General features: G+C 58.8%; 20 protein-coding genes. All 20 read left to right on the top strand.

The annotated features are described in order from the left end of the window. The first annotated feature begins 39 nt into the window (after window positions 1–39). The 20 genes from hisG (at window position 40) to ACK2JC_RS27830 (ending at window position 23,486) form a co-directional block, all read left to right on the top strand. Window positions 40–705, top strand: a complete 666-nt coding sequence (gene hisG / locus ACK2JC_RS27735) for an ATP phosphoribosyltransferase (RefSeq protein WP_007711393.1) — start codon at window positions 40–42, stop codon at window positions 703–705. Between the two features lie 19 nt (window positions 706–724). Further along, on the top strand, window positions 725–2,014 hold the full coding sequence (hisD, locus tag ACK2JC_RS27740) for a histidinol dehydrogenase (RefSeq protein WP_368271826.1): 1,290 nt from the start codon (window positions 725–727) through the stop codon (window positions 2,012–2,014). 21 nt (window positions 2,015–2,035) lie between these two features. Continuing rightward, complete coding sequence (gene hisB / locus ACK2JC_RS27745; RefSeq protein ID WP_092360756.1) at window positions 2,036–2,623, top strand: imidazoleglycerol-phosphate dehydratase HisB; 588 nt, start codon at window positions 2,036–2,038, stop codon at window positions 2,621–2,623. Between the two features lie 12 nt (window positions 2,624–2,635). Continuing rightward, entirely contained in the window at window positions 2,636–3,784 is a 1,149-nt protein-coding gene (locus tag ACK2JC_RS27750; RefSeq protein ID WP_320937049.1) for a hypothetical protein, read from the top strand. 40 nt (window positions 3,785–3,824) lie between these two features. Further along, complete coding sequence (gene hisA, locus ACK2JC_RS27755) at window positions 3,825–4,565, top strand: 1-(5-phosphoribosyl)-5-[(5-phosphoribosylamino)methylideneamino]imidazole-4-carboxamide isomerase (protein WP_092360754.1); 741 nt, start codon at window positions 3,825–3,827, stop codon at window positions 4,563–4,565. Continuing rightward, window positions 4,562–5,860: a bifunctional phosphoribosyl-AMP cyclohydrolase/phosphoribosyl-ATP diphosphatase HisIE gene (hisIE, locus tag ACK2JC_RS27760; protein WP_320937050.1), complete on the top strand. Its 1,299-nt coding sequence runs from the start codon at window positions 4,562–4,564 to the stop codon at window positions 5,858–5,860. Before hisA ends, hisIE begins: the two co-directional genes overlap by 4 nt. Window positions 5,861–6,145: 285 nt before the next feature. After that, the gene (locus ACK2JC_RS27765; protein ID WP_092360752.1) at window positions 6,146–6,718 is read left to right on the top strand and encodes an NADAR family protein; all 573 of its coding nucleotides are present in this window, start codon (window positions 6,146–6,148) and stop codon (window positions 6,716–6,718) included. Next, window positions 6,715–7,629 carry an NrtR DNA-binding winged helix domain-containing protein gene (locus ACK2JC_RS27770; RefSeq protein ID WP_368272033.1) on the top strand — a complete coding sequence of 305 codons (915 nt, stop codon included), beginning with the start codon at window positions 6,715–6,717 and terminating at the stop codon, window positions 7,627–7,629. Before ACK2JC_RS27765 ends, ACK2JC_RS27770 begins: the two co-directional genes overlap by 4 nt. Window positions 7,630–7,631: 2 nt before the next feature. After that, window positions 7,632–8,447, top strand: a complete 816-nt coding sequence (locus ACK2JC_RS27775) for a TIGR02452 family protein (protein WP_320937051.1) — start codon at window positions 7,632–7,634, stop codon at window positions 8,445–8,447. Between the two features lie 238 nt (window positions 8,448–8,685). Beyond that, on the top strand, window positions 8,686–9,912 hold the full coding sequence (gene pepT / locus ACK2JC_RS27780; RefSeq protein WP_320937052.1) for a peptidase T: 1,227 nt from the start codon (window positions 8,686–8,688) through the stop codon (window positions 9,910–9,912). Window positions 9,913–10,296: 384 nt separating this feature from the next. After that, window positions 10,297–12,606 (top strand): zinc ribbon domain-containing protein, encoded by a 2,310-nt coding sequence (locus tag ACK2JC_RS27785; RefSeq protein WP_320937053.1) that lies wholly within the window; start codon window positions 10,297–10,299, stop codon window positions 12,604–12,606. 39 nt (window positions 12,607–12,645) lie between these two features. Continuing rightward, window positions 12,646–13,545 carry a YARHG domain-containing protein gene (locus ACK2JC_RS27790; protein ID WP_320937054.1) on the top strand — a complete coding sequence of 300 codons (900 nt, stop codon included), beginning with the start codon at window positions 12,646–12,648 and terminating at the stop codon, window positions 13,543–13,545. A gap of 42 nt (window positions 13,546–13,587) precedes the next feature. Next, window positions 13,588–13,986, top strand: coding sequence for a zinc-ribbon domain-containing protein (locus tag ACK2JC_RS27795; protein ID WP_320937055.1), 399 nt, complete (start codon window positions 13,588–13,590; stop codon window positions 13,984–13,986). A 63-nt stretch (window positions 13,987–14,049) separates the two neighbouring features. Further along, on the top strand, window positions 14,050–15,036 hold the full coding sequence (locus tag ACK2JC_RS27800; protein ID WP_320937056.1) for a C-type lectin domain-containing protein: 987 nt from the start codon (window positions 14,050–14,052) through the stop codon (window positions 15,034–15,036). Window positions 15,037–15,217: 181 nt separating this feature from the next. Further along, on the top strand, window positions 15,218–16,561 hold the full coding sequence (locus tag ACK2JC_RS27805) for a glycoside hydrolase family 3 N-terminal domain-containing protein (protein WP_368272032.1): 1,344 nt from the start codon (window positions 15,218–15,220) through the stop codon (window positions 16,559–16,561). 13 nt (window positions 16,562–16,574) lie between these two features. Continuing rightward, window positions 16,575–17,675: a hypothetical protein gene (locus ACK2JC_RS27810; protein ID WP_320937058.1), complete on the top strand. Its 1,101-nt coding sequence runs from the start codon at window positions 16,575–16,577 to the stop codon at window positions 17,673–17,675. A 17-nt stretch (window positions 17,676–17,692) separates the two neighbouring features. Continuing rightward, window positions 17,693–18,475, top strand: a complete 783-nt coding sequence (locus ACK2JC_RS27815) for a PP2C family protein-serine/threonine phosphatase (protein WP_320937059.1) — start codon at window positions 17,693–17,695, stop codon at window positions 18,473–18,475. A gap of 12 nt (window positions 18,476–18,487) precedes the next feature. Continuing rightward, window positions 18,488–20,455 carry a serine/threonine protein kinase gene (locus ACK2JC_RS27820; RefSeq protein WP_320937060.1) on the top strand — a complete coding sequence of 656 codons (1,968 nt, stop codon included), beginning with the start codon at window positions 18,488–18,490 and terminating at the stop codon, window positions 20,453–20,455. Window positions 20,456–20,468: 13 nt separating this feature from the next. Continuing rightward, window positions 20,469–22,625 carry a PASTA domain-containing protein gene (locus tag ACK2JC_RS27825; RefSeq protein WP_368272031.1) on the top strand — a complete coding sequence of 719 codons (2,157 nt, stop codon included), beginning with the start codon at window positions 20,469–20,471 and terminating at the stop codon, window positions 22,623–22,625. Window positions 22,626–22,652: 27 nt separating this feature from the next. After that, entirely contained in the window at window positions 22,653–23,486 is an 834-nt protein-coding gene (locus ACK2JC_RS27830; RefSeq protein ID WP_092360739.1) for a hypothetical protein, read from the top strand. Window positions 23,487–23,505: the final 19 nt, after the last annotated feature.

Raw genomic sequence — 23,505 nt, forward strand, 5'->3', positions numbered from 1 at the left:
GCTGCCCCGCGATCATAGAGAGATAGGACGGTTGAGATCATGAGATATCTGACAGTAGCGCTGGCCAAGGGACGGCTGGCGAACAAGGCCATGGAGCTGTTCGGCCGCATCGGCATCTCCTGCGAGGAGATGAAGGACAAGGGCTCCCGCAAGCTGATTTTTGTCAACGAGGAGCTGGGAATCCGCTTTTTCCTGGCAAAAGCCAGCGACGTGCCCACCTATGTGGAGTACGGGGCCGCGGACATCGGCATCGTGGGCAAGGACACGATCCTGGAGGAGGGGCGCAAGCTCTACGAGGTCATGGACCTGGGAATCGGAAAATGCCGCATGTGCGTGTGCGGGCCGGAGTCGGCCAGAGAGCGCTTAAACCACCACGAACTGATCCGGGTGGCCACCAAGTACCCGGGCATCGCTAAGGACTATTTTTACAACCGGAAATACCAGACCGTGGAGATCATCAAGCTCAACGGTTCCATCGAGCTGGCGCCCATTGTGGGCCTGTCCGAGGTGATCGTGGACATTGTGGAGACCGGTTCCACCCTGCGGGAAAACGGACTTCTGGTGCTGGAGGAGATCTGCACCCTGTCCGCCAGGATGGTGGTGAACCAGGTGAGCATGAAGACGGAAAATGAGCGCATCACGTCCATTATCCGGGGATTCCAGGACTTGCTTCGGGAGGAGAATTCCCAGGGACAGCAGGCGTAAATACAGGAGGGTAAAGACCATGAGAATCGTAAAGCTGGACGAGAAGTCCATGGAAAATATTCTGGCGGACATGTTAAAGCGTGACCCCAACAACTATGACAGCTATACCGAGACCGTCCAGGCCATTGTGGAGGACGTGAAGGAGCGGGGAGACGAGGCGCTGTTTGAGTATACCCGCAGGTTCGACGGGGCAGAGCTTGACGCGGACAATGTCCGGGTGACGGAGGCGGAGATTCGGGAAGCCATGGAGCAGGTGGAGCCGGGGCTTTTAGCGGTGATGAAAACGTCCATGGAGAACATCCGCCGCTACCATGAGAAGCAGTGCCGCAACAGCTGGTTCGACGCCCAGCCGGACGGCACCATCCTGGGCCAGAAGGTGACGGCTCTGGAGAGCGTGGGCGTGTACGTGCCGGGCGGGAAGGCTGCCTACCCCTCCTCCGTGCTGATGAATATTGTGCCCGCCGAAGTGGCGGGGGTGAAGCGCATCGTGATGGTGACGCCGCCCGGAAAGGACGGAAAGGTGAACCCGGTGACCCTGACCGCGGCCTATCTGGCGGGAGCCACGGAGGTCTACAAGGCGGGCGGCGCCCAGGCGGTGGCGGCCCTGGCCTTCGGCACCCGGTCCATTCCAAGGGTGAACAAGATCGTGGGCCCGGGAAATATTTTCGTGGCCCTGGCGAAAAAGGCCGTGTACGGCCATGTGAGCATCGACAGTATCGCGGGGCCAAGTGAGATTCTGGTGATCGCGGATGAGGGGGACAACGCCCGGTTTGTGGCGGCCGACCTGTTGAGCCAGGCGGAGCACGACGAGCTGGCCAGCGCGATTTTAGTGACCACCAGCATGGAGCTGGCAGAGCAGGTGTCCCGGGAGGTGGACGGCTTTGTGCGGGAGCTTTCCAGAGGGGAGATCATTCAGAAATCCCTGGACAATTACGGTTACATTCTGGTGGTGGACACCCTGGAGGAAGCGGTGAAAACGGCCAATTCCATTGCGCCGGAGCATTTGGAGATCGTCACGGCCAATCCTTTTGAGGTGATGACAAAGATTCAGAACGCCGGGGCCATTTTCATTGGGGAATACAGCTCCGAGCCGCTGGGGGACTATTACGCGGGACCCAACCACATTCTGCCAACCAACGGCACGGCCAAATTCTTCTCTCCCCTGGGCGTGGACGATTTTATCAAGAAGTCCAGCATCATCTACTATTCCCGGGAAGCTCTGGAGAAGGCCCACAGGGACATCGAGGCCTTCGCGGAGTCCGAGCATCTGACGGCCCACGCCAATTCCATCCGCGTGCGGTTTGAGTAAACAGTAGGAGGGAGCCATAGAATGGAACGAATTGCCACAATCGAGCGCTATACCAGCGAGACGAAGATCAAATGCACCCTGAACCTGGACGGGAGCGGAAAGGCCGATATCCACACGGGAATCGGATTTTTCGATCACATGATGAACAGCTTTGCCCGCCACGGCTTTTTTGATCTGAGCCTTCAGGTGGAGGGGGATCTGGAGGTGGACACCCACCACACCGTGGAGGACACAGGCATCGTATTGGGCCAGGCCATCGCTCAGGCGGTAGGGGACAAGAAGGGGATCACCCGCTATGGCAGCCAGATTCTGCCCATGGACGAGGCTCTGGTGATGTGCGCCCTGGATCTCTGCGGACGTCCCTACCTGGTCTGCGACCTGACCCTGGACCGGGAGAAGGTGGGGGACCTGGAGACGGAGATGGTGCGGGAGTTCTTTTACGCCGTGTCCTACGGCGCGGCCATGAATTTGCATATCCGCCAGATGTCCGGCGCCAACAACCACCATATTATCGAGGCGGCCTTCAAGGCCTTTGCCAGAGCGCTGGACGCCGCCTGCGCAATGGACCCCAGAGTGAGCGGCGTGCTGTCCACCAAGGGCGCGCTGTAAGGGGACCCGGCCATGAAATATACGTGTTCAAATAAGATGAAACGATTGCAGAAGCGGGAGCTCAGCCTGTATGTGGCGGTGGGGCTGATTGGTGCGGCCTGCCTTCTGTTTTTAGGTACGCCCGCCCTGGTGTCCGCCGTGGGCGGAGTGACCGGGGCTGCGGCCTCGGCGGCCTACTATCTGCCGAGGCTGGTGCTTGCCGCTGGATTGATGGCGCTGTTTTTCTTCATCCGCCGGGTGGCGGAGCGCAGGGCCAGGCTGGAGGGCCTGGACGAGGAGCGGCTGCGCCGGGCGGACGAGGAGCTGGCCGGGGCAGAGCCCTTTGCGCCGGGGACCGCGGTCTATCTGACGGAGCATTTTCTGATCACCGGGGATTACCAGTTCGACGTGGTGCCCTGGGAGGACATTGAGCGCACCTACTACGCGGGCGATCTGCTGGCGGTGGCCACCACCGGCCAGAAGGCCCATGTGATTGCGGCCCACGCGGAGCAGAAAGCCTGGGTGAAGGAGCTGGAGGCGGAGATTGAGTCCAGGATCGCCCGGGCTGCTGCTGATCGCACCCGGAACAAGAAGGCTGCTTCGGGAAAAGCCGGGGCAGGCAAGTCCGGGGACAAGGCGGAGTCTTTAAGCGATTCCAAAAAGCGGAAGGAACGCCGGCAGAATCTTAAAAAACTTCCGAAGCCCAGCACAGGGGAAGCGCTGGCAGGCAGCCTGGTGCTGGCCGTGCCGGGCATCGCCATCTGGATGCTGTTCAGCGGGTTTGCCGTATGGGGACCGCTTTTGGGCGCTATGGCTATGTTTTACCTGATCTCCATCGGTTACGGCTTTGGAATCAGGGGATTGTTCACGCGGCATAAGGATTTAAGCCAGTGGAACCCGGAACAGGAGGTGCGGCCGGTGCTGGGAGTGTCCCTGGTCCTGCTTCTGGTCTCGGTGGTGGCTTACCACGTGATTTTACTGGCGACGGGATACCGGGAGTTCGGCTATACCTTCGGGTACGCGGCCGCCCATCTGGTGACGCTTTTGAAAACCCACAATCTGTGGCGGCTGTTCTGCAGCAGGGCTGTTTTGGGCCTGCTTATGATGGTGGTTCTGGGCCTGCGATATGGAGCGGCCAGGGGAGAGGCCGCCGGATCCGGCAGCAGGGGCAAAAGGCGGTAACAGGTAATACCCTGTGATTTCATTTTCTAAGGAGGAACCTATGCAGTTATATCCGGCAATCGACATCAAGGGTGGGCAGTGCGTCCGCCTGACCCAGGGACTTTTTGACAATGTGAAGGTGTATTCAGACACTCCGGCGGACATGGCGCGGATGTGGCGGGATCAGGGAGCCACCTTTCTGCACCTGGTGGACTTAGACGGAGCCCTGGCCGGGCGTTCCGTAAACGAGGCGGTGATCCGCTCCATCGTGGAGGCGGTAGACATTCCCGTGGAGATCGGCGGCGGCATCCGCACAGCGGAGGCGGTCCGAAACATGCTGGACCTGGGCGTGGCCCGGGTGATCATCGGAACCAAGGCCGTGGAACGGCCGGAGTTTATGGGCGAGCTGGTTGCGGCCTTCGGGCCAGAGCGCATCGTGGCCGGGGTGGACGCCCGGGACGGCCTGGTGGCGATCCAGGGCTGGGAGGAGTTGAGCTCTGTGACGGCCCGGGAGCTGTGCCTGAAAATGAAGGAACTGGGTGTCCTGCATATTGTATACACAGATATCGCCCGGGACGGGATGTTGAACGGGCCGAATGTGGAGGCAACCAGAGAGCTGACAATGGACACGGGTCTGGATATTATCGCCTCCGGCGGCGTTTCCTCCATGGAGGATCTGCGACGGCTTTACGACGCCGGAATTCAGGGCGCGATTATCGGCAAGGCGCTGTACGAGAATCGGGTGGACCTGCGGGAAGCGGTCCGGGCATTTCAGACAGATAGGACGGGGAATGGATTATGACGGAATATAAAAAGCTGATTGTTGGATTTCAGGTGAAGGAGGGCCGTGCAGGGGCTGCGGACGGGAGCGGTCTCTACGGTGGAACGCTCACAGCGCTTGCCGCGGCGGCCTGCGACAATGGGGCGGACGAGGTGTGGATCCGGGACTGCTCAGAGACGGATGACGACCACGAGGCGGTGATCGGCCTGATCAAGGAGACGGCACGGGCGGTGGATGCGCCCATTCTGGCGGGCGGACGGGTCCATCGTCTCGAGGATGTGAAGAAGTATCTTTACGCCGGAGCCAGCGCCGTATGTTTGGATGTGGGCGTGCAGGAGAACGTGGACCTGATGAAGGAAGCGGCCGACCGTTTCGGCCATGAGAAGATTTACGCGTTCCTGCCCGACGCCGGTTATCTGGACAGGGCGGAGGAGTACGCCCAGCTGGGAGCCAGCGCCCTGGCGCTGGAATATGGGGGCGGGGATATTTCAGGCGCCCTGAAGGCACGTCTGGAACGCGCGTGTCTGCCCTGCCTGCTGCTGTCCGGAACCGCCCCGGAAGACAGTCTGGCTCCAAACTTGTCCATCCCGACTGTTTCCGGCGCGGTTTTGTCGCCGGCGGAGCCGGATATGGATCTCTTTATGGAGCTGAAACAGCAGCTGAAGGGCAGAGGTCTCCCAATGGACACCTTTGAGAGCGCCGTGGCCTGGGAGGATTTCAAGCTGAACGGCGACGGCCTGGTGCCGGTGATTGTGCAGGACTACAAGACATCCCAGGTGCTGATGCTGGCCTACATGAACGAGGAGGCATTTGCGTGCACGCTGCGCACCGGAAAGATGACCTATTACAGCAGGAGCCGGAAATGCCTGTGGCTTAAAGGCGAGACCAGCGGCCATTTCCAGTATGTGAAGTCCCTTCGCCTGGACTGCGACAACGACACGGTGCTGGCCCTGGTCCATCAGATTGGAGCAGCCTGCCACACCGGCAGCCGGACCTGCTTCTTCCAGACCCTGGCTGAGAAGGAGTATAAGGAGACCAATCCCCTGAAGGTGTTCGAGGATGTGTATGGTGTGATTCTTGACCGCAAGGAGCACCCCAAGGAGGGTTCCTACACCAACTACCTGTTCGACAAGGGGATTGACAAGATATTAAAGAAGCTGGGCGAGGAGGCCACGGAGATCGTGATCGCGGCCAAGAATCCCAACCCGGAGGAAGTGAAGTATGAGATTTCCGATTTCCTGTACCACATGATGGTGCTGATGGCCGAGAAGGGCGTCACCTGGGAGGAAATCACCGAGGAGCTGGCCAACCGCTGAGCAACCGCCTGACGGCCATGCCAGGAGTCTATTACAGTTGTCAAAAAAGGACGGCGCACGCCGGGATACGCGGTTTTGCAGGTTATGGCAGAACCGGGATCGCGGCGTAGGGCCGTTTTTTGTTGAATGCATGGGCCGCGGACCGCCGAAGGGCGAAAGCGGGTCCAGGGCACAGCTGTGGTAGCAGTTTCCAAAGAAAGGTTGACAAAGGCGGAATTCTGCGGTACTATGTTATTAACAATATGATAATAACTAAATGATATTAACAATTAGGGAGGCAGGATGATGAGATACAACCGCAGCGATCTGATCGCGGAGACAAAGCGTGGGAAACGGTATAAATATATATTTTTCTGGGGGCATACCCCGGCTGCGGACGGACAGATCGGGCCGTCCTGCCTGAGCCAGTGGTGGAGCTGCCGTTTTGCGGTAGATGGGGTGGAATACTCCTGTGCCGAGCAGTATATGATGGCGGAGAAGGCCCGGATGTTCGGGGACAGGGAGATGCTTGCAAGGATTCTGGAGGCGGGTCACCCCAAGGAGATGAAAGCCTATGGCCGGGCGGTCCGAAACTTCGACCCGGACCGGTGGGATGCAGCCTGCTACGATATCGTGAAGGCGGGCAATCTGGCGAAATTTTCCCAGAACCCGGAGCTGTGGGATTACCTTAAGTCCACCGGGACCAGGATTCTGGTGGAGGCCAGCCCCCGGGACCGCATCTGGGGCATCGGTATGGGAAAGAGCAATCCCGACGCCGCAGACCCGGCCAAGTGGCGGGGCACCAACCTGTTGGGCTTTGCCCTCACCGAGGTGCGCGACATTCTGTTGGAGAAGGAGAGCGGAGGGAGCGGGAGATGAGGAACCTTGAGCTGCGGGATAAAAGCGGTCTGACGGAGGCGGAATTTCTCGCCCGGTACAACGCGGGGGATTACGAGCGCCCCTCCGTGGCTGCGGATATGGTGATTTTTACGGTGCTGGAGGAGGAAGAGGAGAATTACCGGAAGCTGCCGGAGTGCTCCCTGTGCCTGCTCCTCATCCAGCGGGGCGGCCACCCCTATCTGGGGGACTGGGCGCTGCCCGGAGGTTTTGTGCGGCCAGGTGAGACCACAAAGGCCGCTGCCAAGCGGGAGCTGCGGGAGGAGACCGGCCTGGATCAGGTGTATCTGGAACAGCTTTACACCTTCAGCGATCCCGGACGCGATCCGCGCACCTGGGTTATGAGCTGCGCCCACATGGCGCTGATCGACGGTACCAAGATCCGCCTGAAGGCGGGGGACGACGCGGACAACGCCCAGTGGTTCAAGGTTTCCCTGCGGCTTCTGGACGAGCACGTGGAATACTGCAGGGACGCGGGTTTTGGCCAGGTGAAACTGATCCGAACCCAGCATCTGGAACTGGAGCTGGTCCGGGGGGAGATCCGGCTTAAGTGCAGGCTTGAGAAGCGGATCCGCAAGTCGGAATACGAGGAGGCGGCGGAGTGCCGGATTTGTGAGAACGACGGTCTGGCCTTTGATCACGCCAAAATTATCGTGGCCGCGCTGGAACGGCTGCGCGGCAAACTGGAATATACGGACCTTGCGCTGCATCTCATGCCGGAGGAATTTACCCTCACGCAGCTGCAGCAGGTCTACGAGGTGATTTGGGATAAGAGCCTGTTAAAGGCGGCCTTCCGCCGCAAGGTGGCTTCCATGGTGCAGGAGACGGATTCCTACACCAAAAACGAGGGGCACAGGCCGTCCAGGCTCTACCGGAGAAGATGGGAGGAATAGAAATGGACCGAAAAGCGGTTGCGCGGCAAACGCTGGAGATTTTAAAGAGAGGGAGCTATGAACAGGGAGGCCGGACGGTGGAGCTTGCGGCCGTCCACAAGCGCTCCGTGGAGGGCAGCCGCCTGTTTACACCCGAGGAGGGGGAGCGGATTCTGCGCTCCTTTGAGGGACGGCAGGTGCAGCAGATTCCCACCTGGGGATACAAGAACTGTTCCACCGTGGATGCGGTGCTGGAATTTGCCCGGCGGGGCGACCGGCACATCGGCGTGCTGAATTTTGCCAGCGCCAAGAATCCGGGCGGCGGGTTCTTAAACGGGGCCATGGCCCAGGAGGAGAGCCTGGCAGCTTCCAGCGGCCTGTATGAGACCCTGGTGGCTAACGAGCGCTATTACCAGGTGAACCGTGGCTGCCAGACCATGATGTACACGGACCACGCCATCTACTCGCCGGACGTGGTATTCTTCCGGGACGGCCGCTTTGAGCTGCTGGCTGAGCCTGTGACCGCCTCGGTGCTGACGCTGCCCGCGGTCAATATGGGGCAGGTTGTGCTGAAGGGCGAGGACGTCCGGGAGGCGGAGCAGGTGATGCGGCATCGGATGAAACTGGCCCTGGCGCTGTTTGCCAACCAGGGCGACCGGAGCCTGATTCTGGGCGCTTACGGCTGCGGTGTGTTCCGCAACGATCCGGTCAGGATCGCCGGATGGTGGAAAGAGCTTCTGAGCGGCGGTTTTGGGGGCTGCTTTGACCAGGTATTGTTCGCGGTTCTGGACCGGTCCGCCGGGCAGGCCTGCATCCGGGCATTTGAGGCGGTATTTTAGTGAAACGGCCACGGCCGGTATAAGAACAGGTATGCGGCGCGGCGCTCTTCGGGGCAGCCGCGCCGTTTTTGAATAGGGTGCCTCATTTGTTTGCTGGAAAATGGGAAAAGCACGGATACGGCCTTGGATTTATTTCCTGATTATGGTATACTAAGGAAACGTATTACTTGTCATCAGCCCTGGGGCTGGCGACAGGATCTACTGGACCCATTGAGTCTAAAAACAGGAGGGATTTTGTATGTCTGAAGTGATTGACCGTTTTATGCGCTATATTTCCGTTGATACCATGTCCGCGGAGGACGCGGATCAGGTTCCCAGCACGCCGGGTCAGATGACGTTGGCCGGACAGCTGGCAGACGATCTTAGATCCATCGGAGCCCAGGACGTAAGCCTCAGCGAGCACGGCTACGTGTTCGCCGTCATTCCCGCCACCGCGGGCTGTGAGAATGCCCCGGCCCTGGGGCTGATCGCCCATATGGACACCTCGCCCGCCATTTCCGGGGCGGACATCCATCCCCAGCTGGTGAAGGACTACGACGGAACGGACATCTGCCTGAACCGGGAGCTGGATATCTGGCTGCGCGTCTCGGAGTTCCCGGACCTGGCCCGCTACAAAGGGCAGGACCTGATCACAACGGACGGCACCACCCTGTTGGGGGCCGACGACAAGGCCGGAGTGGCGGAGATCATGACCGCGGCGGCCTGGCTGACTGCCCATCCGGAGGTGGCTCACGGAAAGATCTGCATCGGCTTCACCCCCGACGAGGAGGTGGGCTGCGGCACCAAATGCTTCGATCTGAAGGCCTTCGGCGCGGATATCGCTTACACGGTGGACGGCGGCAGCCTGGGAGAGCTGGAGTATGAGAATTTTAACGCCGCTTCCGGCAAGGTTTCCATCCACGGAGCCAGCATTCACCCCGGCACCGCCAAGGGAAAGATGAAAAACGCCCTGCTTTTGGGTATGGAGTTCCAGTCGCTCCTGCCCGTATTTGACAACCCCATGTACACGGAAGGCTACGAGGGCTTTATCCATCTGGATCAGATGTCCGGCACCGTGGAGGAAGCGGCCCTGGATTACATCATCCGGGATCACGACCGCGCCAAATTTGAGGAGAAGAAGAAAACTTTTGCGCTCTGCGCCGACTTCATGAACCGGAAATACGGCGAGGGCACGGTGGAGTACACGGTAAAGGATTCCTATTTCAATATGCGCGAGGTGATCGAGTCCCACATGTACCTGATCGACAACGCCAGGGAGGCCATGGAGGAGCTGGGCATCACCCCCATCATCACCCCCATCCGGGGCGGCACCGATGGAGCCAGACTGTCCTTTATGGGGCTGCCCTGCCCGAATCTGTGCACCGGCGGACACAATTTCCACGGTAAATATGAATTTACCTGCGTTCAGTCCATGGAGAAGATTGCGGAGCTTTTGGTGCAGATTGTCCGGAAATATGCAAATTGAGCATGAATTTGAAGAAAAGTATTCCTTGGTCCCCAATAGGCCGGGGAATGCTTTTCCCTTATTGAATGCAATGGTGCAGTCCTGAGGTGAGTGTTTTTACAAAAAAACCCAAAGGTTGCATAATGAGCTTGAATCTACACGGAAAATTCATTATAATAACTAGCATAGATAAAATTTTAAAAAAAATTATTAAAAAAATAAAACCAAAGGCCGACGAAGGGCGTCTTATCAGTATAGCACCTAAAAAATGTGCTTGCGGGAGGCCCGGATTCATAGGATAAAAGGAAGAAATGTACGGGATATCCTGGGTTTTACAGAGGGAGGCGAGGAATCGCCCCGCTTATGTTAAATAAATCAATGAATGTGAAACTGGAGGAGTAGGAGATGAAGTGTAAGAATTGTATGGCTGAACTGGAGGAAGGAACGCTGTTCTGCCCGGAATGCGGGGCGAGGGTCGACAACGATTCGGATAAAACGGTTGTTCTGCAGGAGGATCTGGATGCCGCGGAGGAAGCTGTCAACGAGCAGCCGGCAGCCGGACACAAAATTTATGAAGATCCGGTCCGCCAGGGTCAGGCGGATCAGGCGCAGCAGCCGGTTTACGAGCAGCCGGTGAGCCGGGAAGAGCCGGTCAGGCAGGAGGAGCCGGTGCAGGAACCGGTTCAGGAGAGCGCGCCGGCGGGCGGCAGTGAGGAGCCTGAGCTCTGTTTCTGCCCCAACTGCGGCAACAAGATTGAGAGCAGTTCCGTATTCTGCGAGTTCTGCGGTTACCGCATGGACGGTTCCCAGGAGGCGCCCCAAAGTTATGCGGAGGAGGAGGCTCCTGCCGGAAAGAAGAAATCCAAGCTCCCGCTGGTCATCGGCGGGGTTGCGGCGGTTGCGGTGGTGGCCGCGGCCGGCATTTTCGCACTGCCCAAGGTCATGGACATGGTGGGCGGCAAAGGAAAATCCGATATTCCCACCGAGCTGATGTACATAAAGGACAAGGGAATCTACGGCGTGAGCCTGAAAAACTCCAAGAAAAAGCCGGTGGAGTACACCGACAAGTTTACGGATTCCGATTCCCTGTACAACGCAATCGATGATTTCGACACTGGCTTCAAACTGATCAGCGACGACGGGAAGTACCACTTCATCATCGAGGATGTGGACTACAGCGGCACGCCCACCTATACCTTGTCCTATAAGAAGGGCAAAAAGGAGTCGGTGAAAATCGACAGCGGCATCCAGGGCTATTACCGGGTGACGGAGGACAACAAGATCGTTTATATGAAGAACGATAACCTCTACGTCAGCGATCTCAAGGATAAGACCAAGCTGGCTTCCGATATCGACTATTTCTATTTAGATAAGGCCGGCAAGAACGTGATGTGGGAAGTGAGCAACAGCGACGGCACCGATGATATTTATTATCAGGATTTGGCACAGAAAAAGGATAAGATCAAGATTGACAGCGATTCCAGCGTAATCGGAATGTCCGATGATTTGAGCAAGATCATGCTGCGCAAGGAGGATTCCATCTATCTGGTGAAGAATCAGGGGGATAAGGAAAAGCTGGTAGGCGATGTGGATGACGTCATGGCGCTGGATATCGAGAAGGGAACCTTCTTCTACACCGCGTCCGTTGACAGCAAGGTGAAGGCTATGGACTTTGTGGACGACGATATGGCGGCAGCCGACGCGCAGCTCAAAGAGCCGGTGCGTTCCGACTACGAGCGCACGGAGACCGTAGGCAGCGGATATTTCACCTATGAGAGAACCGTTGTGGACGACAAATATTACGAGGATATGAGCAAGTACCAGGAAAAGCAGGAGCGCGACCGCCTGCGCGAACAGCTGAAGGAAGAGGAGATCGCTTCCCCTTACACAGAGCTGTACTATTACGCTAACGGTGAGAAAAACCTGGTGACCAGCGAGTTTATGAACTCTATCTCCTATTTTTACATCACGCAGGCAGACCGGGAAGCCAATAAGGATTTTGGTTCCTACCTGATGTATACAAAGACAAACTCTGAGGAGATGAAAAAAGTAAAGCTGTCCGAGATCAACTATGCCAGCGATGTCTCTTATCTGTTGAGCGAATCCAGAGACAAGTCCGTCACCTACTGCGTATACGCCGCAGGCAAGGAAGCGGAGATCGATCTGGACGGCAAGCGCGTGGGCAGTACCATGAAGGACGCCAAGAACAATCTGGTGTATATGCTGCTGAGAGACGAGGATGCCGACTACGACGACAGCGGCGATCTGTACTCTATGAGCCTTAACGCCTCCGATCTGGGCAAGATGGAGGAGCGCGACAGCGATGTGGACTATCTGGAACTGGTTTCCAAGGGGAATGTGTACTATCTGAAGGATACCAACGACAAGAACGTGGGAGATCTGTACTGCAACGGTGATTCCATTCTGTCCGACGTCTCCGTTTACAGCGTGCAGTCTGTGCCGGGCAGCAGCGCGGTGATCTGTATTTCCGATCCCAACCGGGATAAGGACCGCGGCACCCTGACCATGATCAAGGGCAAAAAGGCTGAGAAACTGAGCGATGATGTAAACGACTACTATGCTTTCGGGGAGAACTCCGTGGCTATGCTGACCGAGTACAACTACGACCGGATGAAGGGCGATCTGAGATACTATAACGGCAAGGAAACCTATATGGTTGACACGGATGTCCGCAACTTCTTCCGCACCTATTAATAGCGGAAAAACGGACCAGAACGGGAGGGACGAGAGTTTATGAATTGTCCATCGTGTGGAGCAAACGTATCAGATGGGGCGAAATTCTGCCCCAAGTGCGGAACCAGGATCAACGTCGCCGGACCCCCCGGCGGCCCGGCCGGCCGGAAGCAGCCGCCGAAGCCGGTTCCCACAAAGCAGCCGCCGAAGCCGGCCCCTCAGGGAAAGCCGCCGAAGCAGAAAAAATCGAAAAACGGCCTGATCGCTGTCCTGGTGACCGTTCTGGTGTTGGCGCTCTGCGCCTGCGGCGGTTACGTCGGCTACCGGCTGTATCAGAAGCTTGCAGGCCAGACCACCATGAGCCGGAATGAGGACCGGGAGGATAAGGACTGGGAAGAGGATGAGAAGCCCCGGGAGAAGAAAACCACTGAGGAGGAGACGGCTGAGGAAGAAACCACGGCTGAGGAGACTTCGGCGGAGGAAACGCTTCCGGCCCAGACCACGTCCGCAGCGCCGGAATCGACCGCCTACGGCGAGGGGGCGGCCGCCACGACGGCCTGGAATGCGAATGAGAGCCAAACTACAGCGGCCTGGGATATCAATGCGGCGCAAACCACCGCGGCCTGGGATATCAATCAGGCGCAGACCACCGCAGCCTGGGACATCAACAGCGCCTCCCCCACTGCGGACGAGTACATCCTTCCGGACAGCAGTACCCGGTATCTGACCGGCACGGATATCGCCGGTCTCACCTCCGAGGAACTGCGCCTGGCGCGCAACGAGATTTACGCCAGACACGGCAGAAAGTTCAAGGACGAGGCGCTGCAGGCCTATTTCAACAGCAAGTCCTGGTACGCGGGTACGATTGAACCGGAACGGTTTAGCGACGACGCGCTGCTCAATGATGTGGAGCGGAAGAACCTGGAGTTAATCAAGGCCCGGGAGGCGGTTTTAAACTGACCGGAATTACGAAAGAATACGACAGATGTGGAGGGTAAAATCATGGCGGATATCAAGGGATCATTTTCAAAGGGTCTTACCGCAATCAATGTTAAAACTTCTTCCTTTCTGGAAGCCAAGAAAATTCAGACATACATTGCGACGCTGAATGCGGAGATCGAGGCGCTGCAGAAGGAGATCGGCACCATTGTCTATGAGCAGTGGAACGCCACCGGGGATGTGCCCCTTCAGCTGATCGGCGAACAGCTGCTGAGCATCAGCCAGAAAAAGCAGATCATTCAGGAGCAGACGAAGGCGGCCGAGGAGCTGGCGAGAAAAGAAAAAGAAATTCTGGGCACCGGGGACAGCGTGAAGCCGGAGCGGATTTTTTGCCCCAACTGCGGCCAGCCTTACGATACGCCGGTGAAGTTCTGCAAAAAGTGCGGGACAAAGTTACAGTAAGAGAAACAGCAGAATCCGCGGTGTCCGGCCGGTGGCCGCAGCCCGCGGTTGGGGGAAATGCGTATGAAGTGCAGATATTGCGGCGCAGATTTAAAGGAAAACAGCAAATTCTGTCCAAAATGCGGCAAGATGGCGGCCCAGGGCGGTTCCGGTCCGGCCGGGCGGCCTTCCCCGGCCAGCCCGGCCCACGGTTCGGGGCAGCGTCCCGGTCAGGAGGAAAAGCCCAGGAAAAAGGGGTGCCTCACCGCTGCGATTCTCTTTCTGATCGTGGTCCTGGCCGGCGGGGCTGTGGGCGGCTTCGCCTACTATAAGCTGGTATGGCAGAGGGACCATAAGGAGGCCCCGGCGCGGGATGAGGACAGCTGGGACGGCGGTCGGTCCGGGGAGGACGAGCGCTCAAAACAGGACGGGGATGAGGACGGAGAGGACGAAAAAGACCGGAACACGGCTGACAAGACAGTCAGGGAGACTATGGCGGAATCCATTCCGGAGTCCGGTTCAGGGGAATTCCAGGCGGATCAGGAGACCACCGGGGCGCAGAGCACGGACAATGAGACGGAGCCGGCCACCGAGACCGCTGTGGCTCCCCAGCGCGATGATACGCCCCACCGCTATGAAATCATCCTGAAGGACTGTACCTGGACGGAAGCCTTTGAGGAGGCCAAGGCAAACGGCGGCTATCTGGTTCACATCGACAGCATGGAGGAGTACGATTACATCCGCTCCAATCTGCTGAATACGGAGGCCAGCCGGAAACTGAAGCTATGGATCGGCGGCGCCCGGGTGGCGGGTTCCTACGAATACCACTGGGCCAATGTGGACGGTACTCTGGGCCAGGAAGTCTTAAACAGCGACGCCTATCCCGGCGTGTGGATGGCCGGAGAGCCAAGCTTCCGCGACGACAGCATCAGCCAGGATGAGTTTTACCTGAATCTGTTCTATTACAACAAGGAAAACCGCTGGGTGTGGAACGATGTGCCAAACGACATAATCGCCGTGGTGGACAGCTACAAGGGGTCGGTGGGTTACATCTGCGAGTACGACCAGTGACAGGAAATGCGGTATTTTGCAGCGGAATGCAAAGCCGGTATCAAAATAAGCTGTAGGCGGCGGAGACGGATCTTCGCCGCCCCGGCGAAAATAATGTGAAGTAAGGGTAACTCAGGTGGAAAATAGAGGGCGTTCAAGAAAAAGGCAGAGAAAATATCACAGAAGAAAGCCTGTCTGGCTGATGGGCATAGCGCTGGTGGCAGTAGCTGTTTTGGCAGGGACCGGCATCTATGCGCTGGCCGGCAGGCTTTCCTTAAATATGGAAAAAAATGGGAACAAAGCCGGGGTTTCGGGGCAGGAATCGCCGCCCGCAGCGGCCTCAGCCCGGGAAGAACGGCCTCAGGTGACGGAGACGCCGCCAAAGCCGCCTGTCCCAGCGGGAGAACCATCTGCGGATGCTGCACAGAAAGCGGCGGGATCCGGTCCGTCCGTTTCGGAATCTGCCTCCCCTGCCGGGGACAATCTGCTGGAGGAACGGCTGGACCGGATTCTGGACGGTATGACAACGGAGGAGAAGGTGGCCCAGCTGTTTATCGTGACGCCGGAAGCGCTCACGGGTGTGGATTCGGTGACGCAGGCCGGGGATAGCACGCGGAAAGCTCTGGAGAGCCGTCCGGTGGGGGGCCTGATCTATTTCCGCAACAATCTGCAGAATCCGGAGCAGGTGAGGGCTCTCACGGAGAATACCGCCTACATCGGCCGTGAGGTATGCAGTCTGCCGTTAATCCTGTCCGTGGACGAGGAGGGAGGTAAGGTTACCCGCATCGGCGGACGTCCCGGGTTCGATGTGCCGGTGTTTCCCAACATGTGGGAGATCGGTGCGCAGAATGACCCCGGAAAGGCTTATGAGGTGGGCAGCGCCATCGGCTCCTACCTTTCTAGGTACGGCTTTAACCTGGATTTCGCTCCGAACGCGGACGTGCTGACCAACCCCGACAACCAGGTGATCGGGAACCGTTCCTTCGGGTCGGACCCGGAGCTGGTCTGGTCCATGGCCAGCCAGGTGGCGAAGGGCTTGAAGGATCAGGGAATCCAGCCGGTATACAAGCATTTTCCCGATCACGGCGCAACGCTGGGCGATATCCACGACGGCTTTTCCTACACGGAAAAGACACTGGATCAGTTGTTGGAAGCCGAGCTGGTTCCCTTTGCCAATGCGGTGAAAAACGGGGAGAGCTGCATCATGGCCGCCCACATCGCGGCCCCCGGCGTGACCGGGGACGAGACTCCGGCCTCCCTGTCCCACGCCCTGATCACCGGGGTTTTGCGGGAAAAACTGGGATTTGACGGCGTGGTGGTGACGGATGCGCTGAATATGGGTGCGATCCAGAATCTGTATTCCTCGGGCGAAGCGGCTGTGGCGGCCGTGGAGGCAGGGGTGGACCTGCTTCTGATGCCTGCCGATTTTAACGCGGCCTATGAGGCGGTGCTCGCGGCCGTGAAGGACGGCACGATCACCCAGGAGCGGCTGGACCTTTCAGTCCGGCGGATCGGCCGGATGAAGCTTGCATGGGATCAACAATAACAGGAGGAAGGGTATGAACAAAATTCACGTGGTAATCGGAGAGCAGGACGAACAGTTCCTGGTTCATCTGGTCAATATTATGGAAAACGGCTTCAAAGAGTACATTGAGGCCCACTGCTTCTCAAAGCCGGAGTTTTATCTCAAATACGTGCGGAACAACGGCGGGGATGTGTTTTTGGTGGATGAAAATTTCGGTGTGGGCGCAGGGGAGCTGGGGCAGGAAAACTGCGGTTATCTCTGTGACAGCAACGATGAGCCGGTGCTGAAGGGCTATAAGACGGTGGGGAAATACCAGCGTCCCGACGCCATCTATGCCCAGATCATGGACATCTACGCCAACGGCGGACTCGCTCCGGTGCCGGAGACGGAGCCGGAACCGGAATTTCAGCCGGAGCCCGCGGGGCCCTGCGAGGTGATTCTGGTTCAGAGCTTTTCCGGCGGCACAGGGGCTTCCACCTTCGCAGCGGCGGCTTCCATGTACAGCGCTTCCCAGGAAACGCGCACATTCTACCTGAACCTGGAAGATTCCGGAAGTTCTGAGGACTTTTTCACCGCCCAGGGATCGGAGCGGATTGACGGCGTGCTGGCTGAGATGCAGAAGGGAACCGGGAACTTTGCCGGTTTTGCGGCCAGCCACGCGCAAACGGATGCCGGAACCGGCGTGTCCTATTTTCTGCCCAGCACCAACGCGCTGGCCATGGCGCGGCTGACGGCGGAGGACTGGCTGCGGCTTCTGAACGCGTTAAAGCAGTCCGGCTCCTATGAGCGCATCTTTGTGGACTGCGGCTTCGGCCTGGACGAGCGCCATCTGGCGATGATGGATGCGGCGGACAAGATCGTGGTGGTGACGGACGGAAGCGAGCCGGCCAACACCAAATTTTACCGCGCCTTCGACGCGGTGCTGGAGCTTCAGGAACAGAATCAGATGAACCTGACCGCCAGGATGGTTCTGCTCTACAACTGCTTCAGCAGCAGCAAATCCAGCAGCCGCCTGGAGTACGTGGAGCTCCCCGTGGTGGGCACCATTCCTCCGGTCAAGCACGCGCTGGTGCGGGAGATCATCCAGGTGATGCTGGAGCGGCAGAATATATTTGAGCGGATGCTGCAGTTGTAGTCCGGGGGAGACAAAGGATGAGTGAGATAGAGATGAGCTGCTACTGCCTGACCAACAAGGGCGGGCGGGAAGTGAATGAGGATTCCACCGCGGTGGCCAGAACGCCGGAGGGCGCCTGCTGCATCCTGGCGGACGGGCTGGGCGGCCACGGTATGGGCGAGGTGGCTTCCCGTCTGGTCTGCGACGAGGCGGCCCGCATTTTCAGGGAGCGAAGCGGCGGGACCGTGGAGGAGTATCTGCGGACCGCCTTTGAGACCGCCCAGGCCAGCCTGATGGCCGCCCAGGAGGAGCGGGGGGCCCAGGATAAGATGAAAACCACCATGGTGGTGCTGGCAACCGACGAATCCACAGTCCAGTGGGGGCACATCGGGGACTCCAGGCTGTACTATTTTAAAAATAACCGCCTGGTTTCCAGAACCCTGGACCACAGCGTGCCGCAGATGCTGGTGGCCTCCGGTGAGATCCGGGAGAAGGACATCCGGCATCACGAGGACCGCAACCGCCTGCTGCGGGTGATGGGAATCCCTTGGCGCAAAAAAAACTACGAGATCGCTCCGCCGATCCCATTCGACGAGAATCAGGCGTTTCTGCTCTGCTCCGACGGCTTTTGGGAGTACATCGAGGAGGAGGAGATGGCCGCGTTTCTCGCCCGTTCCGCAACCCCAAGGCAGTGGCTGGAACGCATGGAGCAGGAAGTGCAGAAAAACGGCATCGGAAAGAATATGGACAATTATTCCGCCGTCGGGCTGTTTACGGGAGGAACGAGACAGCCGAAAAAATGGTTTGAATTCTGGAAATAAAGGGGAGCAGCTATGAAAGTCCGTTGTATGAACTGCATGAAGGAGTATGAGGAGGGACAGGCCAAATGCCCCAGATGCGGCTATGTCCGGGGCACGCGGCCCAGAGAGATCTATCACCTGTATCCGGAGATGGAGCTGGCGGACCGGTACATCATCGGCACGGTGGTGGGCTTCGGCGGCTTCGGCGTGCTGTACCGGGCCTGGGACCGGAAGCTGGAGCACATGGTGGCGATCAAGGAGTATTATCCCGCCGGCATGGTGACCCGCATCCCTGGGCAGAAGGAGGTCATTCTCTATACCGGCAAGAAACATGACGAGTACAAGAACGGCCTGACCCGTTTCCTGGACGAAGCCAGGAACACGGCCAGGTTCAGCAGCAACCCCAATATTGTCAATGTGTTCGACTTTTTTGAGGAGAACGGCACCGCCTACATGGTGATGGAGTTTTTGGAAGGTGTTTCCCTGAAGGAATACATTTCAAGAGCAGGCGGCAGATTACCCTGGCAGCAGGCGGTGGAGATTGGCCTGCGCATCATCGACGCGCTGAAGGATGTGCATGGGGCGAAAATCCTTCACCGGGACTTAAGCCCGGACAACGTGTTCATGTGCGACGACGGCAAGATCAAGCTTCTGGACTTCGGTGCGGCCCGGTTTACGGGGCTGGACGACGAGAAAACCAGGACTATTGTGCTCAAGATGGGCTTTGCGCCGCCGGAGCAGTACCGCAGCAAAAGCCAGCAGGGCCCTTACACCGATATTTACGCCCTGGGCGCCACCCTGTACCGGGCGATCACCGGTCAGACGCCGGACGAGTCGGTCAACCGCCAGGATTCCATAAACCACAACGAGGGGGACACGCTAAAGCCCATGTCCCAATTTGTGGAGGGAATTCCCGGCTATCTGGATAACGCGGTGCTCAGAGCCATGGCGCTGGAGCCAACCCTGCGATTCCAGAATGTCCAGCAGATGGCGGACGCCCTGCAGAACAAAAAGAGCTACGCGGACCTTGCCAGAGAGATCCGGCGCAGAAAGCGCAGACGGGCGGTGGGAATCGCCGCTTCCCTGGTGATCCTTGCGGCCGGCGCTGCGGCGGGACTTCTGTATTCCCGGCAGCAGAAGCTTATCCGGGATCTGGACCAGGTGGAGCTGTCGGTCTGGATGCCGGTGAAGGACGGTATGGATTCCAGCCAGACAGAACAGCTGTTTTTGGATATGTCGGCGGAATTTCTGGAACATTATCCCGGCGTGCAGCTGGATATCACCTGCATTTCCCGGGAAAATTACCGCGACCGGCTTGAGGAAGCGGCCGGCACGGAGGAGTTTCCGGCCCTTTTTGAGAGCACCGGTCTGGAGGACGAGCTGGGCGGCCGGATGGCCAGCCTGGAACAGGAGGTCTATGAGCGCCTGGAACAGGATGGGGCGGCGGCTCCGGTCGCGGGAGTGCTGGACCGGGAGTCCAGGGAGGTTCTGAACCCGAATCAGGTACCGCTGGGATTTAAAGCTTCCGTGCTCTATGTGAATACGGAGCTCGAGAAGTCCGGCGCGGAATTTGAGGCGGACAACAGCGGCCAGGACTTCCTGGAAGCCGGTTCCAGGGCCTGGGTGTCCGATACCGGTGAATTTACGCAGGTGCAGGCCCACATTGCCGGCCGTTACGCCGTGCGCCCCCTGGAGAGCGGGGAGGTTCCGGCGGGATACACCGATGTATGGTCCGTGGACAGTGAGGCCGGGACGGTGGAGCGGGCTGCCGCGGGACGGCTGCTGTATTTCCTGCTGCGCCAGCCGGCCCAGGATATCCTGCATCTGCGCCACGACACGGCGCTGCCGGTGAACGAACAGGTCTACCGCATTTACCTGGAGGTCAACCGGGAGCTGGAGTTTGTGGACGGCCAGCTGGGAGAACTGGAATTTATGAGCGATCAGGGCGCGGAAAAAGCCCGGGCGCGGATCTATCAGGAAATAGCACAGCAAGAGCAATGAGGAGGTGACGGCCATGGAACGCCGCTGTATGGGTTGTATGGAACTTTATGAGGAGACCCTGGAGAGCTGCCCGCACTGCGGGTACGTGCACGGGACTCCGGCAAAGGAGGCGTACCACATTCTGCCCGGGTCGCTCCTTGCCGGGCGCTATATTGTGGGTCAGGTCCTGGGCTTCGGCGGGTTCGGCGTGACTTATATCGGTTACGACCAGGTGCTGCAGCAGAAGGTGGCCATCAAGGAATATCTGCCCAGCGATTTCGCCACCCGGATGCCGAAACAGGAGGATGTGACCATCTATTCCGGCGAGAAGGAGGAGCAGTTTCTGGCCGGCAGGGAGAAGTTCGTGGAGGAGGCCAGACGTCTGGCCAAGTTCCAGTCCCAGCCGGGCATCGTGCAGATTTACGACTGCTTTGAGACCAACCGGACGGCATATATTATCATGGAATACCTGGACGGTATTTCCCTGAAGGAAAAACTGGAGCGGGACGGCGCCATGACCGTGGAGGAGTCTATGCCCGTAATTATGGCGGTGATCGGGGCGTTAAAGTCCGTCCACGCCGCGGGTATCCTGCACCGGGACATCTCGCCGGACAATATTTATCTGTTGAAAAACGGCCGGACCAAGCTGCTGGATTTTGGCGCGGCCCGTTTCGCCACCACCAAACACAGCCGCAGCCTGTCCGTGATCATCAAGCCGGGCTTTGCTCCGGTGGAGCAGTACCGCAGCCGCGGGGATCAGGGGCCGTGGACCGACGTCTACGCGCTGGCGGCCACATTTTACAACATGCTGACCGGGCAGGTGCCAGAGGACGCCATGGAGCGGGCGGCCCAGGATACCTTGAAGGAGCCGTCTAAGCTGGGGGTGAAGATTTCTCCCAGCCTGGAGGCGGCTCTGATGAATGCTTTAAATGTGCAGATTGAGAACAGAACCAAGACCATCAACCGGTTTGAGCAGGACCTGGCCGCCTCCAACGTCAAGCGGGTGGCTGAGAAAAAGCGCAGGGAGGACCTGGGAAAATGGCCGGTTTGGGTCAAGGTGCTCATCGGAGTGGGGATTGCCGCGGTCACGGGCCTTGCGGTGGCCCTGGTGGCGCTGCCCCAGCGGGTCCTGACCCCTTCGGCTCCCACCACCGAGGCGGGCAAGTCGCGGGTTCCCAATCTGGTGAATTTAAGCTTTGACGATGCCAGGAAGCTGGCGGAGGAGGCCGGTCTGGCGGTGCTCATCGGGGATAAGGACTACGACGACCAGGTCCCGGAGAACAAGGTGCTGCGCCAGGAGATCAAGCACGGGGAGCTGGCGGAGGCGGGAACCACGGTTCATCTGACCATCAGCGCGGGTATCCGGAAAACTTACGTGCCCAACGTGATCGGAATGGAGGCCGGGGCGGCGAAGGCGCTGTTGGACGAGGCCGGACTGATCCCGGTGGAGGAGGAGCAGGAATACCGGGCGGCCCCGGGAACGGTGGCGGAACAGTCCATGGAGCCGGAGACGGAGTGCACCACCGGCACGGAGATCAAAATTCTCATCTCCAAGGGCATTGGGGGCGGGGACGCTTCCAAAACGGTGGCGATGGCGGACCTGACGGGCAGGGATTACGAAGAGGCGGCCCAGCTGCTGTTGCAGGATTATCTATATCTTGTCAAGGGGGAAGCGCGCTACGACGACAGCGTGCCCGAGGGCGGTATCATCAGCCAGGAGATTCCCGCAGGCGCCATGGTGAATCAGAATTCCAACGTCCGGGTGGCGGTCAGCCTCGGCAAAGAACTGATCCGCGTTCCGGATTTACAGTATAAAACCGAGGCGGAGGCTATGGAGCTGCTGAGCGCGGCCGGGCTGCAGGGAAGCGCGGTCCGGGAAACCAGCAGGGACGTGGCGGCGGGCAGCGTGATCCGGCAGGAACAGGAGGCCGGAAGCCAGGTGGAAAAAGGATCAGCGGTAGCGTTTGTGGTCAGCACCGGTGCGCCTAAGGAGACACAGTCTGCAACCACGGCTGCCAGACAGACTCCGGCCAGACCGCCCGAAACCGCTGCGCAGACCCCGGCAGCCACGGCGGCTCCGGTTGAAACCACGGCGGCGCCCACGACGACCGCTGCGCAGACGACCACGGCGGACAACGGAAATGATGATTTGCTGCGGCTGCTGGAGGAGCACGACCAGCACAACCGCTGATGATAAACATTTAAGGAGGGTAAAGCAATGAGAAAAAGCGTAGGAATTGCATTATTGTCACTGATGATCTCCGCTGCGGGGGCTGCCACGGTTTACGCGGCCGGGTGGCAGCAGGGAGCGGGCGGCTGGTGGTATGAGTACGAGGACGGCAGCTACGCCAAGTCCGGAATCCGCCAGATCGGAGACCAGCAGTATGCATTTGACCAGAACGGTTACATGCTGCAGGGCTGGCAGTACATCGGCTTTAAATGGTACTATTTCGAGCCGGAGGGCGGAGCCATGGCCATGGGTTGGAAGCAGGTGGGAGACAAATGGTATTATCTGGATCCCAATGACAACGGAGCCATGTACACCTATTGGCTGGACATTGGGAAGGACCGCTATTATCTGGATGAAAACGGCGTGCTGCAGACCGGCCTGTTCTATTTGAGCGACTCCACCTCGGGGTCCAAGTACGCTTATCAGGCGGACGCCAACGGCGTGCTGATCCGCAACAAGACCGTGGAGCTGGGGGACCGCACCGTGCGGTATGATTCCAACGGCATCATGATGTACAAGAGCGAGGCCACCAAGCTGAAAGCCAAAATCGACGGATCCGACCCGTGGCAGTACGTGCTCAGCGAGAAAGAGCTGAAGGAGGAGAGCACGGACAACACGATCTCCGAGGCGGTGGACGATCTGAAGTCGGATCTGTCCGACGAGTACCGGGAGAAGATCCGCGGTTTGTCCAGGGGCACGACAAAGGACCGCAAGGTCGCCAGCTGGGAGAGCAAGGTGAGAAAGAAACTGGGCGACTACCTGGTGGACAGCTGGGAGATCGAGGAGTTTATTTACGATGTGGAGCACGGCACCTACTATTGACGGACCGGTGCCGGACGGA

The sequence above is a fragment of the Enterocloster lavalensis genome (assembly GCF_046603895.1).
GTDB lineage: Bacteria > Bacillota > Clostridia > Lachnospirales > Lachnospiraceae > Enterocloster > Enterocloster lavalensis.

Excerpts from the sequence above, each read along its gene's own strand:
- hisG (WP_007711393.1), top strand. The coding sequence starts at position 40 with ATGAGATATCTGACAGTAGCGCTGGCCAAGGGACGGCTGGCGAACAAG.
- hisD (WP_368271826.1), top strand. The coding sequence starts at position 725 with ATGAGAATCGTAAAGCTGGACGAGAAGTCCATGGAAAATATTCTGGCG.
- hisB (WP_092360756.1), top strand. The coding sequence starts at position 2,036 with ATGGAACGAATTGCCACAATCGAGCGCTATACCAGCGAGACGAAGATC.
- ACK2JC_RS27750 (WP_320937049.1), top strand. The coding sequence starts at position 2,636 with ATGAAATATACGTGTTCAAATAAGATGAAACGATTGCAGAAGCGGGAG.
- hisA (WP_092360754.1), top strand. The coding sequence starts at position 3,825 with ATGCAGTTATATCCGGCAATCGACATCAAGGGTGGGCAGTGCGTCCGC.
- hisIE (WP_320937050.1), top strand. The coding sequence starts at position 4,562 with ATGACGGAATATAAAAAGCTGATTGTTGGATTTCAGGTGAAGGAGGGC.
- ACK2JC_RS27765 (WP_092360752.1), top strand. The coding sequence starts at position 6,146 with ATGAGATACAACCGCAGCGATCTGATCGCGGAGACAAAGCGTGGGAAA.
- ACK2JC_RS27770 (WP_368272033.1), top strand. The coding sequence starts at position 6,715 with ATGAGGAACCTTGAGCTGCGGGATAAAAGCGGTCTGACGGAGGCGGAA.
- ACK2JC_RS27775 (WP_320937051.1), top strand. The coding sequence starts at position 7,632 with ATGGACCGAAAAGCGGTTGCGCGGCAAACGCTGGAGATTTTAAAGAGA.
- pepT (WP_320937052.1), top strand. The coding sequence starts at position 8,686 with ATGTCTGAAGTGATTGACCGTTTTATGCGCTATATTTCCGTTGATACC.
- ACK2JC_RS27785 (WP_320937053.1), top strand. The coding sequence starts at position 10,297 with ATGAAGTGTAAGAATTGTATGGCTGAACTGGAGGAAGGAACGCTGTTC.
- ACK2JC_RS27790 (WP_320937054.1), top strand. The coding sequence starts at position 12,646 with ATGAATTGTCCATCGTGTGGAGCAAACGTATCAGATGGGGCGAAATTC.
- ACK2JC_RS27795 (WP_320937055.1), top strand. The coding sequence starts at position 13,588 with ATGGCGGATATCAAGGGATCATTTTCAAAGGGTCTTACCGCAATCAAT.
- ACK2JC_RS27800 (WP_320937056.1), top strand. The coding sequence starts at position 14,050 with ATGAAGTGCAGATATTGCGGCGCAGATTTAAAGGAAAACAGCAAATTC.
- ACK2JC_RS27805 (WP_368272032.1), top strand. The coding sequence starts at position 15,218 with ATGGGCATAGCGCTGGTGGCAGTAGCTGTTTTGGCAGGGACCGGCATC.
- ACK2JC_RS27810 (WP_320937058.1), top strand. The coding sequence starts at position 16,575 with ATGAACAAAATTCACGTGGTAATCGGAGAGCAGGACGAACAGTTCCTG.
- ACK2JC_RS27815 (WP_320937059.1), top strand. The coding sequence starts at position 17,693 with ATGAGTGAGATAGAGATGAGCTGCTACTGCCTGACCAACAAGGGCGGG.
- ACK2JC_RS27820 (WP_320937060.1), top strand. The coding sequence starts at position 18,488 with ATGAAAGTCCGTTGTATGAACTGCATGAAGGAGTATGAGGAGGGACAG.
- ACK2JC_RS27825 (WP_368272031.1), top strand. The coding sequence starts at position 20,469 with ATGGAACGCCGCTGTATGGGTTGTATGGAACTTTATGAGGAGACCCTG.
- ACK2JC_RS27830 (WP_092360739.1), top strand. The coding sequence starts at position 22,653 with ATGAGAAAAAGCGTAGGAATTGCATTATTGTCACTGATGATCTCCGCT.